The 26,927-nt window shown below is 54.1% G+C and carries 26 protein-coding genes and 2 tRNA genes; 13 read left to right on the forward strand and 15 right to left on the reverse strand.

Translation table 11 applies throughout. From position 1 onward, the window contains the following. The 6 genes from JWG43_RS03955 to JWG43_RS03980 form a co-directional block, all read left to right on the forward strand. On the forward strand, positions 1–374 hold a 374-nt coding region (locus JWG43_RS03955), incomplete at its 5' end, for a hypothetical protein (protein ID WP_205241521.1). Between the two features lie 83 nt (positions 375–457). Continuing rightward, complete coding sequence (locus JWG43_RS03960) at positions 458–1,804, forward strand: M48 family metalloprotease (RefSeq protein WP_205241522.1); 1,347 nt, start codon at positions 458–460, stop codon at positions 1,802–1,804. 415 nt (positions 1,805–2,219) lie between these two features. Next, entirely contained in the window at positions 2,220–3,890 is a 1,671-nt protein-coding gene (locus JWG43_RS03965) for a hypothetical protein (protein ID WP_205241523.1), read from the forward strand. Further along, positions 3,887–5,404, forward strand: a complete 1,518-nt coding sequence (locus JWG43_RS03970; RefSeq protein WP_205241524.1) for a radical SAM/SPASM domain-containing protein — start codon at positions 3,887–3,889, stop codon at positions 5,402–5,404. Before JWG43_RS03965 ends, JWG43_RS03970 begins: the two co-directional genes overlap by 4 nt. A gap of 2 nt (positions 5,405–5,406) precedes the next feature. After that, positions 5,407–6,426: a hypothetical protein gene (locus tag JWG43_RS03975; protein WP_205241525.1), complete on the forward strand. Its 1,020-nt coding sequence runs from the start codon at positions 5,407–5,409 to the stop codon at positions 6,424–6,426. 250 nt (positions 6,427–6,676) lie between these two features. Further along, positions 6,677–6,853 carry a hypothetical protein gene (locus JWG43_RS03980; protein WP_205241526.1) on the forward strand — a complete coding sequence of 59 codons (177 nt, stop codon included), beginning with the start codon at positions 6,677–6,679 and terminating at the stop codon, positions 6,851–6,853. Between the two features lie 81 nt (positions 6,854–6,934). On the opposite strand, the gene JWG43_RS03985 is transcribed toward JWG43_RS03980, so the two are convergent. Further along, positions 6,935–7,279: a potassium channel family protein gene (locus JWG43_RS03985; protein ID WP_205241527.1), complete on the reverse strand. Its 345-nt coding sequence runs from the start codon at positions 7,277–7,279 to the stop codon at positions 6,935–6,937. Between the two features lie 410 nt (positions 7,280–7,689). On the opposite strand from JWG43_RS03985, the gene JWG43_RS03990 reads away from it, so the two are divergent. The 7 genes from JWG43_RS03990 to JWG43_RS04020 all read left to right on the forward strand — a co-directional run bounded on the left by JWG43_RS03990 (position 7,690) and on the right by JWG43_RS04020 (position 14,688). Beyond that, on the forward strand, positions 7,690–7,914 hold the full coding sequence (locus JWG43_RS03990) for an AbrB/MazE/SpoVT family DNA-binding domain-containing protein (RefSeq protein WP_205241528.1): 225 nt from the start codon (positions 7,690–7,692) through the stop codon (positions 7,912–7,914). Continuing rightward, the gene (locus JWG43_RS03995) at positions 7,911–8,321 is read left to right on the forward strand and encodes a type II toxin-antitoxin system VapC family toxin (protein WP_205241529.1); all 411 of its coding nucleotides are present in this window, start codon (positions 7,911–7,913) and stop codon (positions 8,319–8,321) included. Before JWG43_RS03990 ends, JWG43_RS03995 begins: the two co-directional genes overlap by 4 nt. A 219-nt stretch (positions 8,322–8,540) precedes the next feature. Next, the gene (locus JWG43_RS04000; protein ID WP_205241530.1) at positions 8,541–9,257 is read left to right on the forward strand and encodes a hypothetical protein; all 717 of its coding nucleotides are present in this window, start codon (positions 8,541–8,543) and stop codon (positions 9,255–9,257) included. Positions 9,258–9,397: 140 nt separating this feature from the next. Then, the gene (locus tag JWG43_RS04005) at positions 9,398–11,338 is read left to right on the forward strand and encodes a sialidase family protein (protein ID WP_205241531.1); all 1,941 of its coding nucleotides are present in this window, start codon (positions 9,398–9,400) and stop codon (positions 11,336–11,338) included. Positions 11,339–11,386: 48 nt separating this feature from the next. After that, positions 11,387–12,703, forward strand: a complete 1,317-nt coding sequence (locus JWG43_RS04010; RefSeq protein ID WP_205241532.1) for a hypothetical protein — start codon at positions 11,387–11,389, stop codon at positions 12,701–12,703. A 237-nt stretch (positions 12,704–12,940) separates the two neighbouring features. Next, positions 12,941–14,131 (forward strand): AAA family ATPase, encoded by a 1,191-nt coding sequence (locus tag JWG43_RS04015; RefSeq protein WP_205241533.1) that lies wholly within the window; start codon positions 12,941–12,943, stop codon positions 14,129–14,131. Then, a complete protein-coding gene (locus tag JWG43_RS04020; protein ID WP_205241534.1) occupies positions 14,128–14,688 on the forward strand; it encodes a DUF4276 family protein in 561 nt (186 codons plus the stop codon). The genes JWG43_RS04015 and JWG43_RS04020 overlap by 4 nt, the downstream gene beginning before the upstream one ends. A 209-nt stretch (positions 14,689–14,897) precedes the next feature. Here JWG43_RS04020 and JWG43_RS04025 read toward each other — a convergent pair. From JWG43_RS04025 to phnD, 14 genes are all read right to left on the reverse strand, one after another. Beyond that, positions 14,898–14,974: transfer RNA gene (locus JWG43_RS04025), tRNA-Pro, on the reverse strand. A 41-nt stretch (positions 14,975–15,015) separates the two neighbouring features. Continuing rightward, a complete protein-coding gene (locus tag JWG43_RS04030; protein ID WP_205241535.1) occupies positions 15,016–15,435 on the reverse strand; it encodes a MerR family transcriptional regulator in 420 nt (139 codons plus the stop codon). Between the two features lie 110 nt (positions 15,436–15,545). Then, entirely contained in the window at positions 15,546–15,836 is a 291-nt protein-coding gene (locus tag JWG43_RS04035; protein WP_205241536.1) for an integration host factor subunit alpha, read from the reverse strand. After that, the gene (gene pheT / locus JWG43_RS04040) at positions 15,833–18,274 is read right to left on the reverse strand and encodes a phenylalanine--tRNA ligase subunit beta (protein WP_205241537.1); all 2,442 of its coding nucleotides are present in this window, start codon (positions 18,272–18,274) and stop codon (positions 15,833–15,835) included. The genes JWG43_RS04035 and pheT overlap by 4 nt, the downstream gene beginning before the upstream one ends. 332 nt (positions 18,275–18,606) lie before the next feature. Next, on the reverse strand, positions 18,607–19,620 hold the full coding sequence (gene pheS / locus JWG43_RS04045; protein ID WP_205241538.1) for a phenylalanine--tRNA ligase subunit alpha: 1,014 nt from the start codon (positions 19,618–19,620) through the stop codon (positions 18,607–18,609). A gap of 10 nt (positions 19,621–19,630) precedes the next feature. Next, a complete protein-coding gene (rplT, locus tag JWG43_RS04050) occupies positions 19,631–19,987 on the reverse strand; it encodes a 50S ribosomal protein L20 (protein ID WP_205241539.1) in 357 nt (118 codons plus the stop codon). 121 nt (positions 19,988–20,108) lie between these two features. Beyond that, positions 20,109–20,306, reverse strand: coding sequence for a 50S ribosomal protein L35 (gene rpmI, locus JWG43_RS04055; protein ID WP_205241540.1), 198 nt, complete (start codon positions 20,304–20,306; stop codon positions 20,109–20,111). Between the two features lie 79 nt (positions 20,307–20,385). After that, a complete protein-coding gene (gene infC / locus JWG43_RS04060; RefSeq protein WP_338033230.1) occupies positions 20,386–20,964 on the reverse strand; it encodes a translation initiation factor IF-3 in 579 nt (192 codons plus the stop codon). Further along, positions 20,961–22,886, reverse strand: coding sequence for a threonine--tRNA ligase (thrS, locus tag JWG43_RS04065; protein ID WP_205241541.1), 1,926 nt, complete (start codon positions 22,884–22,886; stop codon positions 20,961–20,963). The genes infC and thrS overlap by 4 nt, the downstream gene beginning before the upstream one ends. A 64-nt stretch (positions 22,887–22,950) precedes the next feature. Next, a tRNA-Val gene (locus JWG43_RS04070) sits at positions 22,951–23,025 on the reverse strand. A gap of 253 nt (positions 23,026–23,278) precedes the next feature. Beyond that, positions 23,279–24,094 (reverse strand): phosphonate ABC transporter, permease protein PhnE, encoded by an 816-nt coding sequence (gene phnE / locus JWG43_RS04075; RefSeq protein WP_205241542.1) that lies wholly within the window; start codon positions 24,092–24,094, stop codon positions 23,279–23,281. Beyond that, complete coding sequence (gene phnE / locus JWG43_RS04080) at positions 24,094–24,921, reverse strand: phosphonate ABC transporter, permease protein PhnE (protein WP_205241543.1); 828 nt, start codon at positions 24,919–24,921, stop codon at positions 24,094–24,096. The genes phnE (JWG43_RS04075) and phnE (JWG43_RS04080) overlap by 1 nt, the downstream gene beginning before the upstream one ends. Then, entirely contained in the window at positions 24,921–25,748 is an 828-nt protein-coding gene (phnC, locus tag JWG43_RS04085) for a phosphonate ABC transporter ATP-binding protein (protein ID WP_205241544.1), read from the reverse strand. The genes phnE (JWG43_RS04080) and phnC overlap by 1 nt, the downstream gene beginning before the upstream one ends. 3 nt (positions 25,749–25,751) lie before the next feature. Next, the gene (phnD, locus tag JWG43_RS04090) at positions 25,752–26,717 is read right to left on the reverse strand and encodes a phosphate/phosphite/phosphonate ABC transporter substrate-binding protein (protein WP_205241545.1); all 966 of its coding nucleotides are present in this window, start codon (positions 26,715–26,717) and stop codon (positions 25,752–25,754) included. Positions 26,718–26,927: the final 210 nt, after the last annotated feature.

A 26,927-nucleotide genomic window follows, 5' to 3' on the forward strand; every position in this document is an offset into this window, starting at 1 on the left:
ATAATAAGGCTCATGTTTATATAGGAGAAAAAGATATATATATACATGGATTTTTTTTCCCAATCGGTAGATTCGGAAACAGGATGGAATCCCTAGAGTACTCCGATCAGCCTGTTCCACATATACTGTTGATTTATTCCGCAATCCAAAGCAGTGGGCGTGGTCTTCCTTTATACCGGAGAGAGTATAGTCTGCGCATTCCCATTCCACTTGATAAACAACAAACAGGGCATGAGATGGCAATACGCCTGAATCATGTGTTTACGCGTGATAAGCGGGCTACTGTTCGTCCCCTTTCAGAGCATCGTGAGGTATTTCGCCCACGTCGTTCCCGGAAGGAGGATCTTCGAAAAATTGAAAGGTGGTTGAGTTAACCCAAGAGCTTGTTTTCAATATTTTTTTGTGTTGTGTCGGGCAGACGTCCCCCATGCTGTCTTAGAGCCATAGGAGGCCATGGATGCATCATCCTGAAGACCGAATTGCCAATCGATCCTTGAACAGGCGTGATTTTTTGTGGCTTGCCGCGGTTTCCACAGCCGGATTGGCCAGCGGATGCGCCATAAATCCGGTTACTGGTCAGAATCAATTGATGTTGCTGACCGAGCAGGGCGAGATCGCCATTGACAGAGAGCACGCACCGCACCAGTTTTCCGCGGATTATGGAGCTGTCCAAGATCCTGCTCTGAACAACTATGTTTCCTCGGTGGGACACAGCATGGTGGGCGTTACCCATCGACCGCACATGCCCTACTCGTTTCGGTGTGTGAATGCCAGCTACGTGAATGCTTATGTTTTTCCCGGCGGCAGCGTTGGTGTCACCCGGGGAATTATGCTGGAAATGCAGAACGAGGCTGAACTGGGGGCCTTGCTTGGCCACGAACTGGCCCATGTCAGCGCCCGACATACGGCGGCACGCACATCCAAAGTTATCATGTCCGAACTCATCCTCGTGGGAACAGTCCTGGCTCTTTCCTCCCGGAACGAAGACTGGGGTGTTCTTGCCGCCGGTCTCGGGGCCGTCACAGCGGGAGCGCTTCTGGCCCGCTATAGCCGGGCCGACGAGCGTCAAGCTGATCAACTGGGTGTGGAGTACATGACCAGATCCGGGTACAGTCCTGACGGCATGGTCGGCCTGATGGACGTTCTGCGGCGATTACAGAAGCGCAAGCCTTCCGCCATCGAGATGATGTTCGCCACGCATCCGATGAGCGAAGATCGTTACCGGGCCGCCTTGGTCAATGCCCAGACAACCTTCCGTTCAGACCGTCACCTGCCAATTCATCGCGAGAGGTATATGGATCACACCGTGGGACTGCGGAACATCAAAAGCGCGATCGAGAAGATGCAGGAGAGCGAAAAACACATGGTGCAGAGGCGGTTTCTGGCGGCCGAGGGCCTTCTCAAAGACGTGCTTCAGCAGGTGCCCAGAGACTATGGCGGACTGATGCTGATGGCCAAATGCCAACTCGCCCTGGATCGTCCCAATAGGGCTGAATACTTCGCCGACAAGGCGCGAAGCGTCTACCCCCAAGAGGCCCAGGCCCACCATCTGAGCGGCATCGCTAAGCTGGGTATGAAGCGATACGGTGAGGCCCACGCCATGTTCACCACCTACGAAAGGATGCTTCCAGGCAATCCGAATACGGTCTTTCTGATTGGTTCAAGCCTGGAAGGCATGGGACGCCGAGGACAGGCTGCCGAGCAATATCTGCGTTTTTCACGCATGGTGCACTCCGGGGAGAAGTACCAGTACGCTCAGGGTCGCCTGGTGGAGTGGGGTTATGTTGCTCCGTCTGCCCAATGAAGAGTCAATCATGCTTGTTTGCAGCGCGTTGCCTGAGATACGTATTTCAGCCTGGATCCGTGAGCGTTCGAGTAAAGTTGATTTTATCGAACGGATACGGGCAATGAAGATGGCGTGCAGGCGAACGCCCTGAAGAGCGGTTGGTGAAGGGTATGATCAGAGATTCCGCTGCAAGTATAATCTGATTGCAAGAAGATATATCCCAAACAAGATCCAGCCGTCACGTAATCAAGGTTTATAGAAAAGTTGGCCGTGGGAAGTGGATATGGCGTGCTTTTTCTGTTGGTTTGCTGCTGATTGCGTCGGTGAACCGGCTGGCACGGAACAGGAGTCTCCGCAGGCGAGGGATGCCAGGCACAACTAGAATACCATGCGAGCAAGCTACTTGGTACGAGTCAAACTAAACGAGGTGAGCATGATGAAAAACGTTCTTGCCCTTGGTCTGAAGCTGCTTTTGATTGGCAGCGTGCTTCTGGCCACACCGGCCCTGGCCCGCAAGGGAGACGTCCATTTCGTGGAGACAGACGTGGATTTGAACGTCGATGGCCTGGCCGTGGTGGCGTATACGGTGCAATGGCGGGTGGTGGGGGATCGGTTGCGGGGGTTTGTTTTTTCCGGAAACGACCGGCTGGTGGTGGGGCCCTTCAGCGATCGCTCCCATGCCGTGGATGACGCCGGGAACCGTTTCGGCCTGGAGATCAACCGTTTGCAGCGCGATGCGTATGAAATCCTCCTTGAGCGGGGTCAGGGGGTACATTCCGGGCATGTGACCTATCGCTTCTGGTTTTCCACCAACTTTGCTCAGGCCGGATACGTGGAGCCGACCACGGCGGCGGATGGACGCGAGTTGGTGGTCTTCAACTGGTCGCCGGTGCAGTGGGACGAGGCAGAGCGCCAGCGCCATTATACCTTGCGGGTGCATACGCCGCATCCGCTCCCGGCCAATGTTGAGGATGTCAGGGCCTATGTCCTGGAAAACGACCTGGTCCTGACCGAGCCCTGGGTCAACGATCGCTATCGGATCGATTACCAGCGGGGCGAGCACGGGCGGCTGGTACTGCTGTTTCACCGGGATTCCCCTGGCAATCGTTACCAGATGCAGGTCCAGATGTATCTGCCGGCCGCCTGGTTCGAACTGGATGCCAAGGACGGTGCACCATCCGGCATGGTCGGGCAGGCCGTGGATTTTTTGCACAACCTGACCGGGATTGGCCGGCCGGAGGTGAAGGTGGACTCGCTGTTTTCCGGAACCAATGCTTTATTTATCCCCGGCGCAATTGCTCTGCTGTTGATGTTCTACCTGTTGATGGTCGGCAAGCAGCGCTCCATGGTCAAGGCCCATCGCGGGCTGGATTCCATTCGCTGGGACACGCTGGATTGGACCCCACCCAAGCTGGTGCTGGCCAACTTCCGGGTCAAAGGCAAGGTCTGCAAGGATCTTACTCCGCTTGAGGCCGCGTTTTATCTGGAAATCCCTTTTCGGCAGATTCTCAGCGCCATGTTCAATTCCCTGGTTCGGGAAGGTTATCTGGAAGTGCTGGAGGAACGGCCCACATTGCGGGCCAGAGTGGTCCGCCAGCCGGAACCACGGATGGACATCTACGAGCAACTGTTCGTCAATGCCTTTGCCTACGACGGCCAGCTTTCCCAGCGTAAACTGGAGGAAATCATGAACATGGCCGTGCGGGCCATCCAGCAGAAGGCCTGGGACTGCGACGTGGAAGCCACCCAGGCCTTCTGGGCGAAGCGTATTGGCGAGTACGACCAGGAATCCCGGCGTGAGGCTTCCCGCCGCAATCGCTGGCAAGACACGGAGTACAATCGCTGGTACTACTGGTATCATAACCAGCACCCCTTGTTCCGGGATCGGTATGCCTGCGAGGACAACCCCTGGCGGCACGAGGCGACCATTCCCGTGGACAGCGACCATCTCCAGCGCAGTTTCATCAACACATCGGCGGCCTTTGACATGAACGTCTGCCATGATGCCTGCCATTCCGCATGCCATTCGGCCTGTCACTCAGCCTGCCATTCAGCCTGCCACTCCGCCTGCCATTCGGCCTGCGTCAGCGGCGGTTCGCGATGAGTCGACTATCACGGTTGACCACATGGTTTGCTGGTTGGCGGGGCGGTACCGCTTGCCCGCGGACATTGACCGCCGTTCCTCCGGCTCTGGCCTGGGTGGATGAATTCATCGCCGATATCCGGTCCTATGTCGTGGTCCGGTTGGAGGACAATCTGCTGATTCGAATGCCCAACCAGGCCCACAAGTTGAACCCTGAAGGGGCCAGGATGCTGGACTATCTGCTCGGCGGCGGTCGGGTGGCGGATATTGTTGCCCGGATCAACGCTGGGAGCGGAAACAGCAGCCCGGACAACGATCAGCAGCTTTCACCGCCCCTGCGCGACGTCGCCCTGTTTCTGGACGCGGTCCGCCGGTGTCTTTCCGGGGAGTTGCGGGAGGATACCGTGACCTGCGCCGTGGATGTCAGGCCACTGGAAGTCCGGTTCAGCGAGTTGCCGGTCCTCTCCGAAGTAGCGGTGACCGGCCGGTGCAACCTCCGCTGCGTGTTCTGTTATGCCGGGTGCGCCGGAACCTGTTCCCGTGTCCCGGAGAACGTTCAGGGTCCGACCATGAGCACGGCACAGGTCAAGACCGTGCTGGAGCGGATCCGCTATCAGGCCCGGGTTCCGTCGGTCAGCTTTACCGGCGGGGAGCCGACATTGCGGGCGGATCTGCCGGAACTGGTGGCCTTTGCCTCCGGGAATCTGGGCATGCGGGTCAACCTGATCACCAACGGCACCCTGGTGTCCAGAAAATCGGCCGTCGCCTTGGTCGGAGCTGGCCTGGCCTCGGCGCAGGTGAGCATCGAGGGTCCGAATGCCATCGTTCACGACCGGGTGACCCAGGTCGACGGGTCGTTTGAGCGATCCTGCCGGGCCGTGGCCTATTTCCGGGAAGCGGGGGTCACCGTGCACTGCAACACCACCATCAACCGCCGTAACCTGGACGCAGTGACGGAGATGCCCGGCTTTGCCCGTAAGGAACTGGGCCTGGCGCGGTTGAGCATGAACATGGTCATCCCGGCGGGAAGCGCGAGCCGGGTGGAGGACGAAGCGGATTCGCCCCTGATCCGCTACACGGACATGGCTTCGTTGGTTCTGAGCGTCCAGCGGGCCGCGGAACAGGCGGGCATGGAGTTCATGTGGTACTCGCCCACGCCCCTGTGCCTGTTCAACCCCATCACCGCGGAACTGGGTAATAAAGGATGCAGCGCCTGCGATGGGCTGCTTTCCGTGGACCCTCGAGGTCGGATTCTGCCTTGCTCCTCTTGCGACGACCCCATGGGCGACCTGCTTCGGGAGGATTTTCGGACCATCTGGAACCGCCCGTCCTCAACGGCCTACCGCGACAAACGTTTTGCCCACCCCTCCTGCCGGCAGTGCGACCATTTTGCCTTTTGCCATGGGGGGTGTCCGCTGTACTGGCGGCACTTCGGCTTCGGAGAGCTGGAAACGGTCAGGGGATTTCCAGCCCATCCGCCACCCTGCATCCCATCCTCCCCGTCTTCATTATCCTTATCATCAACAGAGGGGTAGCCATGAACTCAACCACCACCGGTCCCGGTCCGTCCGCCGATTTGTCCGCCTCGGGCTCGTTGCTCTCGTTGTCCCCGGAGGAACGCGGTATCGTCGTGTTTCATTTTTGGCCGTACATGTCCTACGGCAAGCGGCTGGCCATCTCCCTGGTACTGGTTGCCGGGGGACTTATCCTCCAGTTCCTGACCGGTTCCTTCCTGTCCGGCGTCCTGCTCCTCTTGGTGGGTTCGGTGCTGCTCTGCGTCCAGGGATACCACAACCGGGTGGAAAGCGGCCGGTTCAGCCCCGGAGCCGATTGGGAGAACGTGGAAATCCAGCGTCTCCATGATCTTCAGGAGCTTGACCGGAAAATGCTGCGCTGGAACCGCTCCGCCATGGATATGACCAACACATTGGGGCTGGTTACCCTGGGCATTGTCGCTGCCCCAACCGTCTATGCGGTGTATTATTTTCTGGAAAACGGTGTTGCTCCATACCCCCCCGCGATGCGAATTCTGTTGTTCAACGCCTTGGTCCTGTTGGGACCACACTGGATCACCGGCACCCGTCGTATTCTGCGGCTGCCCAAAATGATGGTCAAGGTGGAGGCTCTGGAAGCCCTTTTGAACAGCGTCCGGCGGGAGATCGACGAGGATCGGGTCACGGTGATGATGCTTCTGCGGGGCGAGACGAAGATTCCGGAAGATGTCAAGCTGCGCGTCCGCTTCCCGGATGCGCCCGAGTCGTTCCTGGGCCTGTACGTTCAGGTGGTGACCAACGACGTCAAGGGAACGAGCTATCCCTATGTGTACGTGGTTCTGGTGGCCAAACAGGGCTACGGTCTTGAAGCGCTCACCGGGGGCATCGCCACGCCCAAGGGAGTGGTCAAGGAATATACGCTGGAGAACGATGTGGAGATTCTCGTGATCCGGCAGCAGACCACCAAAAACAGTGGCTACCACACCAATTCGACCGTGGCGGCGATGATCTTCAGCACCGGATTGTCCATGGCTGAGGCTGCGACGCGATTGGAGCAGGCTTGACGTTGCCTCCGCGAGAGGCATCCCTGGATCCTTGAGCGTTCGTCCGTGCGTCAGCTTCGTTGTCCTTGGCCGTTCGATTAATGGACACTTTACCGGACGGTTACGGGCAATGAAGATGGCGTGCGGACGGTCACCCCGAAGGGCGGCTGGTGAAGACTATTATCATGGATTCCACTGCAATAATAATGTGATTACTGAAAGATATATCCAAAATAAGAGTCCAGCCTTCACGGATTGAGGCAGGTGATACATGTTGATTTCTCCAAACTATCCCCTTGGCATATTTTTTGTTGCCCTGGTCGTGGTGGTCGGCTTCGTGCTGTCCCAGGGGCATTGTTTTGCTACCGACCTGCAAACCGAATCAGCCACGGATGCTCCGCGGATCATGCAGGTTTTGCCTTACCCGACGGCCGGATGGCGGTTCTGACTCCGGAAAAAGGTGGTTTATACGTTTCCGCTTCCGGCGGACGATCATGGTGGAAGTGTGCTGAACCCCTGGAGGTGCTCGTCATGGCAACGGCTTTATGGCGGATAAATCGACATGTTGTTGGATGGCGATGGTCGTGGCGCTGACAGCGATTGCAACGAGAATGCCGGTGAACAGGATGCCAAACAAGCCAATCAAAATGGCGCAGGTTTTCGCGACACGATCACGTGGCGTGATATCTCCATAGCCAACGGTTAATGCAGTTATGAAGGCCCAATAAAGGAGGTCCCCCCACTTTAAATGCATCCGGCGACCACTCCAAACGGCCAAACTGAAGATCATGACCAGCATGAACAGTAGAATCGGCAGGCACAGATAGACCCCTTTGGCAAAAACGTGCAGGAAGGTCATTGTGAAGTCGATCATGGATGAATGGCCTCCTTCCCGTACAGTTCTTCCGCGACCTCGCCATCGGCCATTGCAGATTGCCAATCGCCGCCCAGGTGCACCCAGGGCCCGATAAATATTGACGACATTGCGCTGACCCTGGCCCATGCTTTGCGCAAGCTCAAGGGGACGTAGTTGATCTGTTGATTTTGTAATAATATCAAATATATTGATGGTTATGCACGAGCCGCACGCCTTGATATACCCGGAGTTCTCCAGCACGTGATCGTCAGGGGAGTTGAACGAAGGAATATTTTCTTTCGTGTATACGGTGGCTTGGGCTAAGTCCGAGTTGCTCTTTTGTCCGCTGAATGCGGTGTTCGCTGTGAAAAGAGTTGCACACGCTGATGAGTAATACTATAAAGGTATTACAAATAAGGAGGTTTCATATGCGTGTAACTACAAAAGGCCAAGTGACAATTCCTCGAAATGTTAGGGAGATTTTGGGTATTGTCCCTGAATCAGAGGTTGAGTTTCAAGAAGACAATGGCAGATTTTATATTGTCAAATCGTCTAAAGGCAAACCAACAACGAAATTTACCAGGCTACGGGGAATTGCCACCGTCAAAATGTCCACAGACGAAATCATGAATCTGACAAGAGAGAAAAAATGAATGGTGTCTTTGTTGATTCATGTATTTTACTTGACCTGTTTACTGATGATCCCAGATGGGCAAACTGGTCAGAAAGCGTATTGGATAAATATAGTCAGAGCAACACGCTGTTTATAAACTCAATTGTATATACTGAAGTATCAATCGGTTTCAACCGAATTGAAGAGGTTGAAGACGCAATTGAGCAAATAGGTGTGAAAGCACTTGAAATGCCTCGTGAAGCACTTTTCCTGGCTGGAAAAGTATTCCTTGATTATCGAAAAAATAAAGGCACTAAAAGTTCCCCCCTACCAGATTTCTTCATTGGCGCACATGCCACTGTATCTTCATTTGATTTAATCACGCGAGATTCCGCAAGATACAAAAAATATTTTCCAAGCATTACAATAATTTGTCCGAGAACATAAGTGTCACAGGTAGGCACCCTGCTGGGCAACAGCGGCATCCGCAAGCTGCGAGGAGCATGAGCGGCTATTGTATCTTTTTCGATCATCTTGTCATCTTCTAGGCCTGACCCAATGTGTTTGACCCAATGTGTTTTTGGAGGCTGCGGCACGATTGGAGCAGACTTGACAACTGTATCCACTTCGTCCCTTTTTTAAAACGCTCATCCGGAGGATGACCGAATGACATGCCGAACTATGATGTTCAGGGTTTTTCCGTTGATTTTGTTAGCGTTCATGGCTTTTCAGCCTTGGATCGAAGCCGGTGAGCAAATACCCGGCCAGAAGCCGATGCCCTTTATCGAAGGCGCTTTTCAATTCACTCCCGGAGCCTGGGCCGATTATGTCATGTATGACAAGACCAAGCAGCAGGGCTATCGGATGCGCTTTGCCACTTTGACCAGGGAATACAGACAGGGGCGGACACACATCTGGATGGAAATCGGCATCGAGATACCGGACCAGCCCAGGGTCGCAACCCGGATCCTGGCCGAGGAAACCACCGCCGGACCGGGTGAAATTCGGGAGGTGATCGTGCAGATGGATGGTCACAAGCCGTTCAACGTTCCCAAAAGCTTTCTCAAGGACAGCGGAAAAGAAGTTGGCAGGTTGCAACCCTTCATGCGTGAAGAAAAACCAGAGCGGCGCACCGTGACCCGTAACGATCGATCCTTCGATGTCTGGCATGTCCAGGCCGTGGATGCGCAGGGGCTGCGGATGACCGCGGAAGTCAGTGAATTCCTCCCGCCATTGGGGATTTACCGAGCTGATACCGCGGAAATTAACATGCGCCTCGTGGACCATGGCCTGGGGGCGAAAACTGCGATTCAGGGAGAGCCCATGAGTTTGTGGCTGTGGATCATGGATCAGGTCGGGTCGGCGTTTTCCACGGAAAAATGAGAATATATCGTCGTTGAAATTGTTTATCAATCGCCATTTCGCAGCATTCGCAGGTGCGGTTGGCAACAATTGGACAGTGTTAAACCAATTCGTTTTCTCGGAGGTCGAGTCCAGCCGTCACGGATTCAGGTAGGTGCTACATGTTGATTTCTCCAAACTATCTTCTTGGGATACTTTTTGTTGTCAAGGTCGCGGTGATCAGCGCTGTACTGTCCCAGGGATATTGTTTTGCCACCGACCTGCAAACCGAACCAGCCATGGATGCTCCGCCGATCATGCAGGTTTTGGCCTTACCCGACGGCCGGATGGCGGTTCTGACTCCGGAAAAAGGCGGTTTATACGTTTCCGCTTCCAGCGGACGATCATGGCGGAAGTGGGCCGAAGTCCCGGAGGTGTTCATCCACCAGATGGCCCTGGGGCCTGACCAGACCCTGTATCTTGCCACGCCGGGCGGGCTGTTGCGCTGGGATGACGCACGGCGTATCTGGGAACAGGTGGCCGGAGGATCGGTTGGCTGGATTTTTTTCGGCTCGCCCGGGCTGAATTCTGAGTCAGACCTTGCTCTAGTCAAAAAATGGGGCAGGGGGCTTTTCGGCGTTCCGACACGTGTACTGAGCCCCAGCCAACTCCAGGAGGAACGGACGGGCAGAGAAAAGGACAGGGAGCCTGGGGCCGATTCGTGGATCGCCCTCAAGCAGGTACTACCGGACACTCCGTTCCAGTCCGCCGTGATCCGTGCTGATAACGAATTGTTTGCGGCGACATTCGGTCGTGGTGTGTTTCGTTCCCGTTCCGCGGGCGCGCCCTGGGAACCGGTCTCCCTGGGCCTGGTCAGTCCCAGGGTGTTGACCCTGGCAGCAAGTCCCTGGGGGGAACTCTACGCCGGGACCTATGGTGGCGGACTATTCCGCTGGCATAATGATATTGCCCGATGGAACATGGTGGACCCTATGTTTACGGGAGCGGACATCCAGGAACTGGCGTTCGGGCCAAAGGGAGAAATATTGGCTGCCAGCGCAGAGCGAGGACTGTTTCTCTCCCTGGACCAGGGTCGATCCTGGCGGCGAATGGAAGCCGATCTGCCCATGGCCGACGCGCAAAGCGTGGCTGTGGCGGCGGACGGATCGATGTGGGCCGGGTTTTGGGAGCAGGGTCTCTTTGTCTCCTACGATGGAGGAGCTTCCTGGCAACGCAGGCCATTTGCCGCTGTTGTGCATGTGGCTGATCTCGCCTTTTGCCAGGACGGGGTCGGATATGCGGTCCTGGCCGGCTTGGGTCTGTTTCGTTCTCTGGATGGCGGGCGACAATGGACCCAGCTACGCATTCCAGTCCGGCCGGCCATGGATCTGCGGTTGGCGGTCACGGCAGAAGGGCGATTGTTTCTCGGTTCTCTTCGGGAAGGATTGTGGACATCCAGTTCGCAGGGCGAAACCTGGGACCGGGACATGGGAGGCCTGACGGGTGATGGAGTGCGGGCGGTCGTGGTCAGTCCGGCCGGAACAGTGCTGGCTATCCCCTCGGATGCTTCCGGATTGTACGTGCGCTCGGGGTCTGATCAATGGCGAGTGATTCCCCTGGTTGAAGAGGAGGGAAGACCCTACAGTGTCTGGGAGATTGTTTTTCTCCCGGATAATCGCGGTGTGGCAGCAGGGTACATGGACATGCTGCTTTCCGATGACGGTGGGGAGACCTGGAAAAGAAAGCATTTTGGCCAGCCTTATCGAGCTCTGGCCGTGGATACGGCTGGTACGATCTACAGTCAACGGATGATGAGCACCTTTGCTTTGCAGCGAGGCGAGGAAAAGTGGGAGACGGTCCCAGCTATCCCTCTTGATGCCTACCGCTTTTTTCGTCCCCTGAGCCGGGAACGATGGGTTGCGGCTCGCCAGGAAAATGGGGTCGATTTTCTCCATCGGCAGGATACAGGTCTGATTGTTGCCGAGAGTGGGCTGATGAACCGGTGGGCGTTGTCTCTGGGCGTCGGCCCGGACGGGGCAGTGTTTGCCGGATTTCAGGATGGAATGATGGTCACCCGGGACATGGGCACATCCTGGCAGCCGGTCGAGGTGGTTGAGGAATAGTGCCGGTTCAAGAACTGTATCTGTCTTGATGATTGAGGGTTGGAATACATGAACTTGACGTTGCGACGTATTGTGGCCGCGTACGCCCTGGTGGCCCTGGCCCTGGCCTGGTGGTTTCCCGCACCCATGATGATCCGGGGCGATCTCGTCGACTGGGCCCAGCGGTACGAAGCCCGGTATGCACCGCCCAAGACCCAGTGGGGGGCGATGGAAGCGGGGCGCGCTTTTATCCAGTCCGTGACCCCACCTGTACCCCTGGCCAGGTTCATCGAGCAGCAGGTAGAAGGGCAGGTTTACCAGGCGGACAACCCGTCCTGGGCAGAAGTATTCGCTGGGTTGGAGCAAGACAAGGGGCACGGCGGACGAACACTTCACTATGAGCGACCATCGGACCAACCCTTCACGGAACTGGATACGGGCCTGCGCTTTGTGGAGTGGCGGGATGAGCAGGGCATCCGGCACATGGAATATCGCTTCTTAACCGCAAATGAGTATGGTGATCAGCCTATTCCGACGTCTATGCGTTTCCCCTTGCGGGAATACGGGCTTTTCCTCCTGATAGGCGGCCTTGGCCTGGGCTGCTGGGGCATCTCCGGTAGAGGTGGCGATGACTTGATCCTCACGAGTACAGCGGCCATGGGCGTACGCTGGTCGGCATTCTGCGCGGCCATATTTTCCGGGTTGCTGCTTTGGCCCTTCATCCATCAAACCGTTGGCAGCGATTTCAGTTTCGCATCGATCCTGATCGGTAGCCTGCTTTTCTGCGGAGCTCTGGTCGGAGTCTGGCTCTTCTCGAAACAACGTGCCATGATCAAGGCCCTGATCCAGGACGGCATATCCCTGGCCCATTTCACCTACTCTCCAGAGGAGTGGTTGCGGTTCACGCAATGGGATCATGCTGAACAGTTCTCTGAAAAACGCTCCCTCTTTGTGGTCATGTTCACCACTTGCCTGGTGGTCGGCCTGGGTTTCATGGTTGTCATGCGTGATGCGGCCTCGGTCTGGGTGTTTGGCCTGCTGATGAGCTTTATTACCTTGATTGGGGTGTTGTTCCTGCTCCTGCCCAGGTTCATCCATCGCCGCAATGTGCGCCGGCCAGGGCAGATCTTCATCGGTGCCCAGGGCATCTATCTGAACGGGTCGGTCCACTCTTGGAATACCTGGGGTGCCCGTTTTGAATCCGCGGAATATTACGAAAAACCCTTGCCCCATATCCTGTTGTCCTACTCCCAGCTTCAGTTGGCGGGGAAATCTCTGCATCAAAGCTTCCGCCACCATGTCCAGCTTCGTGTACCAATACCCGTCGGGAGAGCAGATCTGGGCCGAAGAGTCGCTGAACAACTGGTTCAAGCCAACAGGTCTTGAGTGACGCGCTTCTTACACTTGGGATACATCAGAGTGGGTTTCGGTTCGCTCGAAAACAACGGTCATTATATCCGAAACAAGAGTCCAGCCGTCACAGATTCAGGGTATTGTTTGGGGGCTCTTGTGACCCTCCTGCTTGCTTGTTGAGCAAAGATAGGGTTATTTTGCTTCTACCTGATTTTTCAGTGTTATTACTACTCTTTTTGATACGCTGGATATGGATTAACGAGGTGGGTAATGAAAATCAAATCGATCAGACTGAAAAATTTCAAGGTTTTTCAAGATATTACCATAACCAACATTCCTCCTTTTTGCGTGGTGGTGGGAGCCAACGGTACCGGAAAATCAACACTTTTTGAGGTGTTCGGATTTTTGAAGGATTGCCTTACCTACAATGTCGTTGCCGCCATGCAGAGTCGAGGCGGCTGGCACGAGCTGGTCAGCCGGGGGCATGAAAAGGAAAACATAGTTATTGAACTTCAATTCAGAATGGAGATCAGCAAGGTGCCGCGACTGGTCACCTATTATCTGGAGCTCTGCCATGCCAACAACAAGGTCGAGGTGAAAAGGGAAATACTGCGCTACAAGCGGGGTGCTGCCGGTTCACCCTATCACTTTCTCGATTTCTCCTTCGGCAAAGGCAAGGCGGTCGTCAACGAGGATGATTTCAACAAGACCGAGGAAGAGCTGACCAAAGAACAGCAGGAACTGGACAAATCCGACATTCTTGCCATCAAGGGATTAGGGCAGTTTCAGAAATTCAAGGCCGCCAATGCCTTTCGGCAGATCATCGAAAACTGGTATGTCTCTGACTTTCATATCAATCTAGCCCGAGGCAGCAAGGATGCCGCCGGATATGCCGATCATCTTTCAGTGACCGGCGATAACCTGCAATTAGTTGCCAACCGGCTTTTTGAAGAAAGAAAAGATATATTTCACCACATCATAGAGTTGATGAAAATGCGGGTTCCGGGTGTCAGCGCCATTGAACCGGAACCGACCAAAGACGGCCGTTTATTACTGAAGTTTCAGGACGGGTCGTTCAAGGATCCGTTCATTGACAAGTATGTCTCTGACGGCACCATCAAGATGTTTGCGTACCTGTTGCTTTTACACGATCCATCTCCACATCCTCTCCTTTGTGTCGAGGAACCGGAAAATCAGCTCTACCCCAAGCTGTTATGGGAACTCGCGGAAGAATTTCGCGCCTATGCCAATCGAGGAGGTCAGGTTTTTGTATCAACCCATTCTCCTGATTTTCTTAATGCCACCAATCTGGAAGAGGTGTTCTGGCTGGTCAAGGAAAAGGGTTTTACCCAGATAAGGCGCGCGCAGGATGACGATCAGCTTGCTGCATACATGGCGGAAGGCGATCAGATGGGGTATCTGTGGGAACACGGATTTTTCCCGGGAGCAGACCCACGATGATGACTCTCGTTTTTTTTCTGGAGGGCCCATCGGAAAAAGAAATGCTTCATGGCCTCTTGCCGAAGCTGATCCCTGCCGGCATAAACGTCCGCTACCTGGTGTTTCGTGGCAAGCAGGACTTGGAGAAAAACCTTGTTCGCCGCTTACGAGGTTGGCAACTACCTGATTCTGCTTTTATGGTCATGCGCGACCAGGACGCCGGAGATTGCCATCAAATCAAGAAGAAGTTGGTGGAATACTGTAGAGCAAGTGGAAAAACCGGATGGCTTGTCCGTATCGCCTGCAGGGAGATGGAGAGCTTCTTTCTCGGAGACTTGATCGCCGTGGAACAAGGACTTGGCGTCAACAATTTGAGGGGGAGGCAACATTCGCGAATATTCCGGAATCCTGATGTGTTGGCCAATCCGGCGGTGGAACTGAAGAAATTGACCGATCAGCGTTACAATAAGCTTTCAGGGTCTCGGGCCATCGGTCCGCACCTCAGTATTGAAAACAACAGATCACACAGTTTCAATGCTCTCATTGCCGGCATTCGCAGGCTAGTGGAGGCCATATAATTGATTCCAATTACACATCTCTATGGCAACGCCGGGGTCCTGCGTCATCTTCTATAAAAAGAGTCTCGGCCCGTTTGTTGCCGTCGGCGCGGTAATCTCGGGAGGAATCGGCCAGCATGTTGGTCTTAGTTGCGTTGCCGGAAGAGTACCCGGAAGTTATCAAACAATAAAAAAGGAGCTATGGATGACCCATAACTCCTTGTTTGTACTGGTCGGAACGAGAGGAATTGAACCTCCGACCCCCTGAACCCCATTCAGGTGCGCTACCAGGCTGCGCTACGTTCCGTTGATTGGCATGGTGTATGTAGCACTGAACATCATGGGCTGTCAACCTCTTCCTGAGGTTTCGTCGTTGTTTCTCTCTTGCAGGAGGGTCATGATGCTCTGTAATTCATTTTTTATGTCCACCACCAGGTGGTTGGCATCGGTACCGGAGGGGTGATGGCCCATGGATGAAGAGGTACGCTGTGTTGTTCCCCTGACATAAGAGGCAAGAAATTTTCTGGCTCCGGCAATGGTGTAGCCTTCATCGTGGAGCAGTGTTTTGATCAGTAACAGGGTTTCGATGTCCTGCCGACGATACAGACGTTGTTTTGATTTGCCGCGAAAGGGTTTGATTTTTGGGAATTCTGTTTCCCAGTATCGCAACACATGGGTGTCAACTCCTACCAGGCGACTGGCTTCACCAATCCGGAAGTAGACCTTATCCGGTATCTGCTGGGGATCTGACGCCGAATGTTGTTTCACATTGTCACATCGTAGCTTTGTTCGCCATGCCTGTTGAGAAACGCTGTGGCTGGTCGTCTTGACGCTGGTGCCAATGAAAATCTGACCCTCTCTGCTGGGATACTTCGGTATTATTTGTTCAAGCGCTCCCGCAACCGCTTGCTGGGTCGGAAAGAGACCATCTGTCGCTTGGTAATGGTCATGGATTCACCGGTGCGAGGGTTGCGACCACGTCGCGGTGATTTGTCCCGCACCGTCAGAGTACCGAATTGAACCAGCTTGATCGATTCTCCCGCCACCATGGTATTCTTCATGGTTGCAAAGACTGTGTCAACAATTTCCGCTGCATTTCGCTGGGAAACACCAAGTTTTTCATTGACGGCGATGGCGAGTTCCTTTCGGGTGACATTCTTTTTTTTCATTCTTCCGATCCTTCACGATAACGGGCGCTGAAAGACGCCATCAAAGAGTTAACAATTTTGTCGTGTATTTTGTCGACGGTCTGGTCGTCGAGAGTTGTTGCGGCTGAGCGGTAGGTAATGGAAAGAGAGACGCTCTTGTACCCTGGTTCTATGGGGTTGCCTCGATATACATCAAAGATATCGGCAGATTCAACATATTTCTGTTGTTGGGCGTGGATTGCTTCCAGAAGGTCCCCGGCCGCAACGCTGTCCGGCACAACCAGGCTCATATCACGTCGGATAGAAGGGTATCTTGGTAACGGGCTGAATTTTTTTGCTTCCTTGCTCATGGTGAGCAGTTGATGCAGGTCAATTTCGAAAAAATACACCGGCTGCTTGATGTCAAATTCCTTCAGCGTATCACGATGGACCGCGCCCAGTGAACCAATTATCTGTTCACCGTTCTTGATAACCGCAGCGCAGTCCGGATCACAGTAGGGTTGGGCAACCCCTGTCTGGAAGATCCGGGATGTGTCGTGCCCGGATATGCGCAGCACACGCAGCAGGTTGACCGCAGTTCCTTTTATATCAAGAAAATCGCTGTGCAGACTGCTGTAATAGAGGGGCTCGGCTTCGGGATGGCGGCAACCGCTGATAACGGCGCAAAGATACAACCGTTCTTCAGGAAGGACGTTTGCCTCGTGCTGCAGGAAAATTTTCCCGGTTTCGAACAGGCGGATATCGGAACGCTGAAAACTGATGTTGCGGCGAATGTTTTCGAGCATCCCCGGTAAGAGCATGGAGCGCATGATCGCCTGCTCTTCGGAGAGCGGATTGATCAGGCGGGTCACCCGGCGTCGCGGGTCTGTTTCAGCAAGTCGGCAGTGGTCGAGATGGCTTTCAGGGACAAAGCTGTAATTGATGGCTTCGTAGAAGCCTTGCGACGTAAGAATGCGTGCTGTTTCCTGCCGTATACTCCGCAGGTCATCGCGGCGGGGATAATCCATGCGGATGACGGGCTGGGTGGCGGGGATCTCGTTATACCCATACAGCCGGGCAATTTCCTCGATCAGGTCAATCTCCCGTTCAATATCAACTCTGAAGCTGGGGACCGTCACTTCAAGGGTTTGTCCGTCAAGAGCAGTGACGATGAACTCAATGCCGCGCAGATAGCGGGCCACCTCTTCAATGGCAAGGGAAATGCCGAGCAGGGTCCGGACCCGTTCAAGGCGAAGGTGCAGCTGGACGAGTGGTTTTTTGCCAGGAAAAGCGTCTATACCGTCTAAGTCAGCCTGTGCACCTGCATATTGCACCATGAGATTGACTGCACGTTCGAGAGCGCTGGCGGCAAGTTCCGGGTCCACGCCCCGTTCAAAGCGATATGAGGCTTCGGAGGGAATGCCAAGGTTGCGGGCGGTCCGGCGAATGGACACTGGATTAAAACAGGCCGATTCCAGGAGGATGGTGGTGGTGGATGAGGTGATTTCAGTCTCCAGCCCTCCCATGACCCCGGCAAGGGCCACGGGGCGTCGGCCATCGCAGATCAACAGCATTTCTGGATCCAGGGTGCGTTCCTGGCCATCGAGTGTCGTCAGCGAAGTTTCGTGCGGATGAGGACGACGGACGACAATCTGTGCATCCTGGAGGGTTTCGAAATCAAAGGCATGCAATGGCTGGCCGGACTCGAGCATCACGAAATTGGTGATGTCGACGATATTGTTGATCGGCCGCATGCCGACGGCAATGAGCTGACGCTGCATCCATTGAGGAGAAGGGCCGATGGTGACATTGGTCAGTCGTCTGGCGGCATAGCGGGGACAGAGGTCCGGGGCCTGGATATGAACCTCAAATCCGACATCTGTTCCTGTCAAGGGGGTGGTGCTCTCAACCAGTGGCCTGAGGACGCCACCGGTAAAACCGCCGACTTCCCGGGCAATACCACGAACACTGGCGCAGTCGGGGCGATTCGGGGTCAAGTCTACTTCAATGACGGTGTCGCGCAGGGACAGAGCTTTGGCCAGCGACTGGCCTGTGGATAGATCCGGATTCAGGTCGAGAATACCGCCATGATCCTCGCTTATTCCCAGTTCTTTTGCGGAGCAGAGCATGCCGGCGGAGGCGACGCCACGGACTTTGGACTTTTTGATCCTGGTGCCGTCTGGTAAACGAATGCCTGGCCTGGCCAGGGCCGAAAGCATGCCGGGACTGACATTGGGTGCGCCGCAGACCACCTGGATTTCCTCGCTGCCGGTATCGACCATGCAGACGGTGAGTTTGTCGGCATCTGGATGTTTCGTGACCGTGGTCACCCGCGCGGTAATAATCTCCTCAAGATCAACGTGCAATTCGGTGACGGCATCCACTTCCAGGCCGAGCATGGTCAGTTTGTCGGCAAGTTGGGCAGGGGACAGTCCCTCGGTAGGTATGAATTGATTGAGCCAGCTCAAAGTGAATTTCATGGCAGTACCGTCTGCATATATATCAAAAGTAAATACTCCGCTGCTCACCGGCAGCGGGCTGGTGATGACAGATGGTCGAAAAGCAGTGAAATCTCTGTGTGATTACAGGAGAGGAGGGCGGAGCAACATGCGTTCCGGCACGTGTTGACCTGCGCATGCTGGCCGTCTCATCGGTCTTTCCCTGCACCAGGGAGAGCTTATCCGTTGTGCGGTGGGCACCATCCGTCAACCGCTTCATCTGCGGGCGTTATGGCTGCCAGGTACAGTGTACAGATCACTTGAGCCCACCATTCTGCTTATCCACCGGCGAAGCGCTGATGAACAGTTTCGATTTAGAATTGGGACAGAAACCGGAGGTCGTTTTCGTAATACAGACGAATGTCGTCGATTCCATATTTCAGCATGGCGATACGTTCAACACCGAGCCCAAAGGCAAAACCTGAAAAGCGATCCGGATCATAGCCGACCATTTTCAGCACTTCAGGGTCGATGAGGCCAGCGCCGAGGATTTCCAGCCAGCCGGAGCGCTTGCAGACCCGACAGCCGCTGCCTTCGCAGATGACACAGGCGATATCGACCTCGGCACTGGGTTCGGTGAAGGGAAAAAAGCTCGGTCGAAAGCGCAGGGCCAGTTCCCGCTCAAACATGGTCCGGGTAAAACTGGTCAACACACCTTTGAGATCGGCAAAAGACACATCCCGGTCAACCAGGAACCCTTCCACCTGGTGGAACATGGGGGTATGGGTAATATCAGAGTCGCATCGATAGACTTTACCCGGAGCTATGTACCGCAGGGGTGGTTCCTGCTGCTCCATGATCCGTGCCTGCATTGGCGAGGTGTGGGTGCGCAGGAGGATGGAATCCGTGACATAAAAAGTGTCATGCATGTCCCGGGCAGGATGATGCTGAGGAATATTGAGCGCTTCGAAGTTGTAATAATCGGTTTCGACGTCAGGTCCTTCGGCAACAGCAAATCCAAGTCCCTCGAAGATGGAGCAGATCTCTTCCATCACCTGAGTGACCGGATGCAGTTTGCCGAAGGGCAGAAATCGCCCGGGCAGGCTGAGGTCAACCTTGGAGGCAGCTGTGGCAGAGAATTGGCTTGCTAGCTGCTCTTTTTGCTTTTCAAAAGCATTTTCCACCGCCTGCTTCACTTCGTTGGCCAGTTGACCAAGGCGGGGACGGTCCTCAGCAGGGACCGTTTTCAGCTGGCGCATGATTCCGGTCAGCAGCCCGCCTTTTCTTCCCAGATATTTGACTCTGAAGGCCTCAAGCTGAGTCACATCGGTGATCTGCTGCAGCGATTCCTCAGCCTCAGCCTGGAGCTTGAGCAGCTCTGATTCCATGGCGAAACGGTCAGGAAGCCATCTGCCTGGAGGCATTGACGACCGCGGTAAAAGCGTTGGGATCGACAATGGCCAGGTTGGACAGCACCTTGCGGTCAAGTTCGATGGCGTTTTTGGAAAGACCACTGATCAGGCGACTGTAATTGGTCCCGTTCTGCTTGGCTGCCGCGTTGATCCGGGTGATCCAGAGTTGACGAAATTCTCGTTTTTTGGTGCGACGATCGCGATATGCGTAGCAGAGAGCACGGTCGACTGCTTCCGCGGCGGTCTTGAACAGGCGATGTTTACCGCCACGATAGCCTTTGGCAAGTTTTAAAACTTTATTTCTTCTGCGGCGCGCTTTGAAGCCGCGGGTGACACGAGGCATTTTTTCTCTCCGTTTGAGCGTGTAAAAAAGTGAGCATGCTGACCCACGCTACAGTACCTGAACCGACATCAGGCTGGTGGACGGTTCGATTTTTTGCTGCAATTTTTCGGGTCAGAGTGCTCTATAAGTAAGGAAGCATTCTGCGGACGGCGCGCTCATCGGACTCGGCAACAAGAGCACCCTGGCGCAGATTTCTTTTTCGTTTCGTGGATTTTTTCGTCAGGATATGTGAGCTGTAGGCTTTACGACGACGGATTTTTCCTCCTCCAGTCGCCTTGAACCGTTTAGCGGCACCCCTGTTTGTTTTCATTTTAGGCATTTTTGACTCCTGGTCTCTGGCCGGAATGGACGCAGGTCGTGGGTATGCATCTTCATTCCGGATAATAATTGCACTGCTGTCAGGGTTTTGGACCAACAAACATTACGAGTTGCCGACCTTCCATCTTCGGTTCCTGAATGATGACACAGTCTTCTCGGAGCGTATCGGCTATTTTATTCAGCGCATCGAGTCCAATGGTTTGAGCATAGATAATTTCCCGGCCGCGAAAACGCATGGTCACCTTGACTTTATTTTTATCTTCAAGAAATTCCTTAATTTTTCGAATCTTGAAGTTGAGATCATGTTCTTCGGTTTTCGGCCGAAACTTGATCTCCCTGGTCTCGATAACCGTCTGTTTTTTCTTGGCCTCCTGTTGTTTCTTTTTCAGTTCGTACCGGAATTTATCATAATTCATAATCCGGCAGACAGGAGGATCGGCCTTGTCGGAAACTTCTACCAGATCCAGACCCTGTTCCCTGGCGGATTCGAGGGCATCTCTGGTATTGACTATTCCGCGTTGCTCACCATCGGAATCGATGAGACGAATCTCTCGGTAGTCGATGTTTTCGTTGATTTTTATCTTCAGTTCCTGCTGTGGGGAAAGTTTTTTGCTGCCTCGTTTTTTGATGTTCGTTCCTCCTGTTGTGTGGTTGATCAGGCAACTCGGGGGTTGCTTTCGGCACTGACCAGATCACAGAAGGCATCCGGCGTCATCGGGGGCAGGTTCTGCCCATCTTTTTTACGCACAGTGATGGTGCCTTCTTCTTTTTCCCGTTGGCCGACTATCAGCATATAGGGAATTTTCATGATCTGAGCTTCTCGAATCTTATAATTCAGTTTTTCGTTGCGCACATCCTGTTCGATCCGAATACCGCGCTGGCGAAGCTGGGTATAAACCTGTTGACAGTACTCGCCCTGGTCGTCGGTGATATTCATGATCCGTGCCTGTTCCGGCGCCATCCACAGAGGAAAAGCCCCGGCATAATGCTCGATGAGGACACCGATGAATCGTTCCAGTGACCCCATAAGGGCGCGATGGATCATGATAGGCTGATGTTCGCCACCGTCTTCACCGGTATAGCGCATCCGGAACCGTTCCGGAAGATTGAAATCGACCTGGATGGTGGAACATTGCCAGGAGCGTCCTAACTGATCCTTGATTTTTATATCAATTTTGGGGCCGTAAAAGACGCCTTCACCCGGATCGATCTGATACTGCAATTGCTTTTTTTCCAGGGCCTGTTTCAGTGCCTGGGTCGAGAGGTCCCAGTGTTCATCCGATCCGACATATTTTTTCGGTCTGGTGGACAGAAACACATCGTACTCGGCAAAGCCAAAGGTTTTCAGAATATGCAGGTTGAAATCCAAGATGTTGAAGATTTCTTCTTCAAGCTGATCGGGCCGACAGAAGATATGCGCATCATCCTGTGTAAACCCTCTGACCCGCATCAGGCCATGGAGAGCGCCTGTCCGTTCGTAGCGGTACACGGTGCCCAGTTCGCACCAGCGAATTGGGAATTCCCGATAGCTGTGCTTGTCGGCGTTATAGATACCGATGTGAAAGGGACAGTTCATCGGTTTCAACTGGTACATCACCTCGTCGATTTCCATGGCGGAATACATGTTGTCGCCGTAAAAATCAAGATGTCCCGAAGTTTTCCACAGATCCTGGCGGGCAATGTGCGGAGTATAGAGCAGTTGATAGCCGTGCCGATAGTGCTCGTCTTTCCAGAAATCCTCGATCAATCGGCGCAGCAGGGCTCCGCGTGGTTGCCAGAGGATGAGGCCGGGGCCAACCTCATCCTGGATGGTGAACAGGCCCAGTTGTCTACCCAATCGGCGATGATCTCGTTTACGTGCTTCTTCCAGGCGGGTCAGGTACTGCTGCAGTTCTTTTTTGTCGGCAAAGGCTGTTCCGTAAATCCGGGTCAGCATCTGCCGTTTTTCGTCTCCACGCCAATAGGAACCCGCCACCCGTAACAGTTTGAAAACTTTCAGCCAGGACGAGTCCGGCACATGGGGGCCGCGGCAGAGATCGACAAAGGAGCCGTGAGAGTACACACTGACTGTGTTCGTATCCATTTCGCTGAGAAGCTCGACTTTGTACGTCTCGCCGTGTTGCTCAAAGCGGGCGATGGCTTCGTCCCGGCTCATCTCGCGACGGTGAAAAGGCAGGCGGTTGTTGACGATTTCCGCCATTTTCTGTTCGATCTGTTCGAATTCATCGGGCGAGAAAGGTTTTTCCCGATCGAAATCGTAATAAAACCCGTCTTCAATCGCCGGGCCGATGGCCACTTTGACCGCATCGCCATAGAGCTCTTTCACCGCCAGGGCCATGATATGGGCGGTGGAGTGGCGAAGAATTTCCTGGCCGGTTTCGGAGTAAACTGAAATTGGTTCCAGGGTGCCATCTTCGCCAAGGGAGCTGGACAGGTCAAGCAATTCGCCGTTGTACCGCACAGCAACTGTCTGTTTGCGTTGTTTGCTGGAAAGCAGTTCCTTGACGATTTCCGCCACAGGTGAACCCTGTGGAAAAGCCTTGCTTTCACCGTCTTGTAAGGAAACTGCTATTTCTGTCATGGTCCCTGCAAAAAGGAAAGGCTAATGAGCAGAAGAGTCTTCTGCATCCTAGCCTTTGTCGTTTTGGTAGGCGCGGACGGGGTCGAACCGACGACATCTACCACGTCAAGGTAGCGCTCTCCCACTGAGCTACGCGCCTGCACTTATTGTATCTATAAACTGCCTATTTAAACCAAAGTTTCGAAAACCGCAAGTCAAATATCAGCTCCCATGCAGAGTGTCAAGAAAAATTCAGACAGCTGAAGCAGATTAGGGTTTGTCCGGTAAGGAGATGATCTGCGCTGAATCAAGGCGCGCAGGCAATTGAGCCGCAGAAATAGAGGTGCGCTTCCGCAGATTACCTTTGTCCGCAACACAAGAAGTCAGGGAAAACATACGATTCCGGATGGGCACTAAATCATGGCATGACGCGCTCTAGCTGACACCCATTCACTGATTACAACCGTACCGAGGATAACGAGGAAAATGAGACTGACCTGTGGCCAGGCCAGGGTGTTGAGCGAATGGGACAGTTCAAGGCCAATACCGCCGGCGCCGACCAGGCCGATGACAGTGGATTCTCTGATGTTGATATCCCAGCGGAAAACAGTGATGCCTGCGAAAGCCGGGAGAACCTGAGGAACAATAGCGAATTCAAGAACCTGTGCTGGTGAAGCACCGGTGGCTGTTATAGCTTCCACCTGGGAGATATCGATTTCTTCAATGGCCTCATAGAGCAATTTGCCAATGAATCCTATGGAACGGAATGCAATGGCAATGATGCCGGCGAGCAGCCCCGGGCCGAGGATGGCAACCAGCAGTAAAGCCCAGATCAGTGAATTGATTGACCTGGAACCGACGATAACAAGCAGGGCTACAGGGCGAATAAAACGGACACTGGGAGTGGTGTTGCGGGCAGCGAGAAAGGCGATTGGGACTGCTGGCAGCAGGGCGAGCAGAGTACCTAGCGTGGCAATGTTAAGGGTATCCCACAGTGGTATCCACAAACGTTCCATGTAGGACCAGCGGGGTGGCAGCATACGACCGCCGATGTCGACCGCCTGGCGGGGAGCATCCTGAACAAAAATCCACATGGTGTTTTCGTTCATAAGCCGCCAGGCGAGTAGAAACAGAACCACTAGCACCAGTTGCAAGGCCCATATGCGGAATCGATCACCATGGGTACGTCGCTGCCATACTTTTTTTGTGCCGATATGCTGAACAGGCATTATTGCACCCGGTTACGGATGAAGCCGGAACTGTATTCCGAAATAAAAACAATAGCGATAATAATGAGTAGAATCGCAGCCGCGGAATCGAACTCATAACGATCGATGGCGGTATTGAGGGTCGCTCCGATGCCACCGGCGCCAACAATGCCGATGACTGCTGATTCACGGAAATTGATATCCAGTCGGTACATGGACAGACCGATGAGTCGCGGCATGACCTGTGGCTGGACAGCATAATTGATCAGTTGCAGCCAGCTGGCGCCAGTGGAGCGGATGGCCTCGGTCTGACTCTCGTCGATATCCTCGATATCCTCGGCCAGCAATTTGGCAAGAAAACCGATGGTGGCCAGGGTGAGGGTCAGGAATCCGGCCAAGGGACCGAATCCAACCATGGCGACAAACAAGATGGCGATGATTATCTCCTGAAAACTGCGGGTAATAGCGATAATCGATCGACAGGCCAGATAGATCGGCGCTGGTGCCAGATTACGCGCTGCTCCAACGCCTATGGGAATGGAAAGCGCTATCCCGGCAATGGTGGAGGTCAAGGTCATGGTCAGGCTTTCCTTGATTCCCTGCCAGATATCACTACTACGGGAGAGAAAATCAGGGGTAAAAAAAGCGGAAATAAATATCCAGCCCCGCGGTATTCCCTCAGCGACCCGTGTCCAGTTGATTTCCACGCTGGTAAACCCAAGGACAAGATAGCCTGAAATGAACAGATACATGCCATAGCGAAGCCATGCTCTGCGGATGAACGGCGGCTTTTTCCAGCGAGTGGGGTATTGACTGACAGCCTGAATCTGTTTGGGATGGTGCAACATCAGGCCGGTACCAGCGGGCTTTGTGTCATCGGATCGAGCTGAACATAGGGGTCAGGTTGACACTCTGTTTCTTGAATAGTGCCAGTCCAGTCCTCGGCACCATAGATCATTGTCAATGCTGTGGCGTCGAGGCTCTCTGGTGGTCCATCGAAGACCACCAGGCCTTTGCGAAGACCAACTATTCTCTGGACAAACATTCGGGCCAGTGCAACATCATGAATATTGATGATTGCGGCCAATTGCTGTTCAGCACAAACGTCAGTGAGGAGTCGCATAATCTGACGAGAGGTTTTGGGATCTAGGCTTGCCGTGGGCTCATCCACCAGTAAAAGATCGGGATTTTGCAGCAAAGCACGGGCGATCCCGACCCGTTGGCGTTGGCCACCGGACAGCGTGTCGGCGCGTTTGTCGATATGATCGGCAAGTCCGACTCGGTCGAGGGTGGCAAAAGCCTTGGCAACAGCTGCAGCAGGAAATTGACGAAGCAGGCTGCGCCAGAAACTAACATATCCCAGTTGACCGCTGAGAACGTTTTCCATGACCGTCAACCGTTCTACCAGGGCAAATTCCTGAAAAATCATGGCCATGCGCCGCCGGGCCTGTCGCAATTGCGAATGGTTCAGTCTGGTCAGGTCGATATCATTCAGATAGATGGAACCGCCGCTGGGCTCAACCAATCGGTTGACACAACGAATAAGGGTCGATTTACCAGCCCCCGAAGGACCGATGAGGCCGACAACCTGACCTGCGGGTATGGTCAGGGTGACGCCACCAAGGGCCTGGTCCCCGGTGGCGTACCTTTTGCTCAGTGCCTGTACACGCAGCATGGTTCAGCGACAATCGTATTGAACACCCATAGCCGCATCAATGGTGCGCACGACAGCCCAGTGTTCTTTATAGGTGATAGGGATAAATTGAGCTTCTCCGGAATTCTTGAATTCTTCTTCCAGAGCCGATCCTTCCCAGGGGAAGGTGAAAAAAGCCTGTTGTACTTTACGCTGCAGTTCGGGATGCAGGTTGTAGACAACCCCATAGCCAGTAGTTGGGAAGGTTTGTGACGTATAAATGGTGACGATCTGCTCAGGCTGGACCACGTTACGTGAGATCATCCGGTTCAAGACCGAATTGGCAATGGCGGCAACGGGATAGTCTTTGTTGGCAACCCCGAGGATGGAATTGTCGTGCTTGCCGGAAAAGACCGGTTCGTAATCTTTTTCCGCAATCAAACCATATTCAGCCTCCAGCAGTGCTGAAGGTGCCTTGAACCCTGAGTTTGACGTCTGGGAGGTGAAGGCCATCTTGTTGCCCCTGATATCTTCGATGGTGTTAATACCTGAGTCCGGATGGGTTATAATCTCCATTTCGTAGCCATAACTGCGGTCGGCACGGGCCATCATGGCAAAGGGACGAAAACCGGCGCAATTCACTGCCAGAGGATTGGATCCGGTGTTAAAACCGGCGACGTGAAGACGACCGGCACGCATTGCTTCTAATTGGGCGGCATTGGACTGGACCGGAAAAAACTGGACCTTTTTTCCGGTTATCTCTTCCATATGGTGTATGAATCCTTCCCAGACTTTGGCGTAGACCGCCGGATCTTCAACCGGCGTGTAGGCAAAAATCAAGGTGGGCGGATCGACCCATTGACTGGGATCAGTGGGAATGTCGGCGACCATGTCACCATCTTCGTCTTTGAAGCGAGGGTCCATTGCAAAACCAGTGGCATTGATCAGGGTCAGGACACAGAAGAGAGCTAGGGCCAGCACGCGATGGAACGATGTTAAACCGTGGAACATGAACAGTCCTCCTTGTTGTTGTTAATGATGTTGCATTGCATGTCGCATGAGCGATGAACACTTCATGCGAGCCTGGACTATCACACCATCGGGTTAGAATTAAATCAGCGAGCGGTTAATTTCCGGTTATAAAAGCAGGAAGGCGGGAGAGGGGTGACAATGAATAAATAGAGCGTACGCTGAAGGTGCTGGGGGAAGCGGGTGGCGCGG

It is taken from the genome of Desulfobulbus alkaliphilus (assembly GCF_016918545.1).
Lineage (GTDB): Bacteria > Desulfobacterota > Desulfobulbia > Desulfobulbales > Desulfobulbaceae > Desulfobulbus > Desulfobulbus alkaliphilus.

Coding starts and splice junctions, on each gene's coding strand:
- JWG43_RS04000 (WP_205241530.1), top strand. CDS start 8,541: ATGACATGCCGAACTATGATGTTCAGGGTTTTTCCGTTGATTTTGTTA.
- JWG43_RS04015 (WP_205241533.1), top strand. CDS start 12,941: ATGAAAATCAAATCGATCAGACTGAAAAATTTCAAGGTTTTTCAAGAT.
- JWG43_RS04005 (WP_205241531.1), top strand. CDS start 9,398: ATGTTGATTTCTCCAAACTATCTTCTTGGGATACTTTTTGTTGTCAAG.
- pheS (WP_205241538.1), bottom strand. CDS start 19,620: ATGGAATCAGAGCTGCTCAAGCTCCAGGCTGAGGCTGAGGAATCGCTG.
- JWG43_RS03965 (WP_205241523.1), top strand. CDS start 2,220: ATGATGAAAAACGTTCTTGCCCTTGGTCTGAAGCTGCTTTTGATTGGC.
- rplT (WP_205241539.1), bottom strand. CDS start 19,987: ATGCCTCGTGTCACCCGCGGCTTCAAAGCGCGCCGCAGAAGAAATAAA.
- phnE (WP_205241543.1), bottom strand. CDS start 24,921: ATGTTGCACCATCCCAAACAGATTCAGGCTGTCAGTCAATACCCCACT.
- JWG43_RS03995 (WP_205241529.1), top strand. CDS start 7,911: ATGAATGGTGTCTTTGTTGATTCATGTATTTTACTTGACCTGTTTACT.
- JWG43_RS04020 (WP_205241534.1), top strand. CDS start 14,128: ATGATGACTCTCGTTTTTTTTCTGGAGGGCCCATCGGAAAAAGAAATG.
- JWG43_RS03985 (WP_205241527.1), bottom strand. CDS start 7,279: ATGATCGACTTCACAATGACCTTCCTGCACGTTTTTGCCAAAGGGGTC.
- phnD (WP_205241545.1), bottom strand. CDS start 26,717: ATGTTCCACGGTTTAACATCGTTCCATCGCGTGCTGGCCCTAGCTCTC.
- JWG43_RS03975 (WP_205241525.1), top strand. CDS start 5,407: ATGAACTCAACCACCACCGGTCCCGGTCCGTCCGCCGATTTGTCCGCC.
- pheT (WP_205241537.1), bottom strand. CDS start 18,274: ATGAAATTCACTTTGAGCTGGCTCAATCAATTCATACCTACCGAGGGA.
- thrS (WP_205241541.1), bottom strand. CDS start 22,886: ATGACAGAAATAGCAGTTTCCTTACAAGACGGTGAAAGCAAGGCTTTT.
- JWG43_RS04010 (WP_205241532.1), top strand. CDS start 11,387: ATGAACTTGACGTTGCGACGTATTGTGGCCGCGTACGCCCTGGTGGCC.
- rpmI (WP_205241540.1), bottom strand. CDS start 20,306: ATGCCTAAAATGAAAACAAACAGGGGTGCCGCTAAACGGTTCAAGGCG.
- JWG43_RS03980 (WP_205241526.1), top strand. CDS start 6,677: ATGTTGATTTCTCCAAACTATCCCCTTGGCATATTTTTTGTTGCCCTG.
- phnE (WP_205241542.1), bottom strand. CDS start 24,094: ATGCCTGTTCAGCATATCGGCACAAAAAAAGTATGGCAGCGACGTACC.
- JWG43_RS03990 (WP_205241528.1), top strand. CDS start 7,690: ATGCGTGTAACTACAAAAGGCCAAGTGACAATTCCTCGAAATGTTAGG.
- phnC (WP_205241544.1), bottom strand. CDS start 25,748: ATGCTGCGTGTACAGGCACTGAGCAAAAGGTACGCCACCGGGGACCAG.
- JWG43_RS03970 (WP_205241524.1), top strand. CDS start 3,887: ATGAGTCGACTATCACGGTTGACCACATGGTTTGCTGGTTGGCGGGGC.
- JWG43_RS04035 (WP_205241536.1), bottom strand. CDS start 15,836: ATGAAAAAAAAGAATGTCACCCGAAAGGAACTCGCCATCGCCGTCAAT.
- JWG43_RS03960 (WP_205241522.1), top strand. CDS start 458: ATGCATCATCCTGAAGACCGAATTGCCAATCGATCCTTGAACAGGCGT.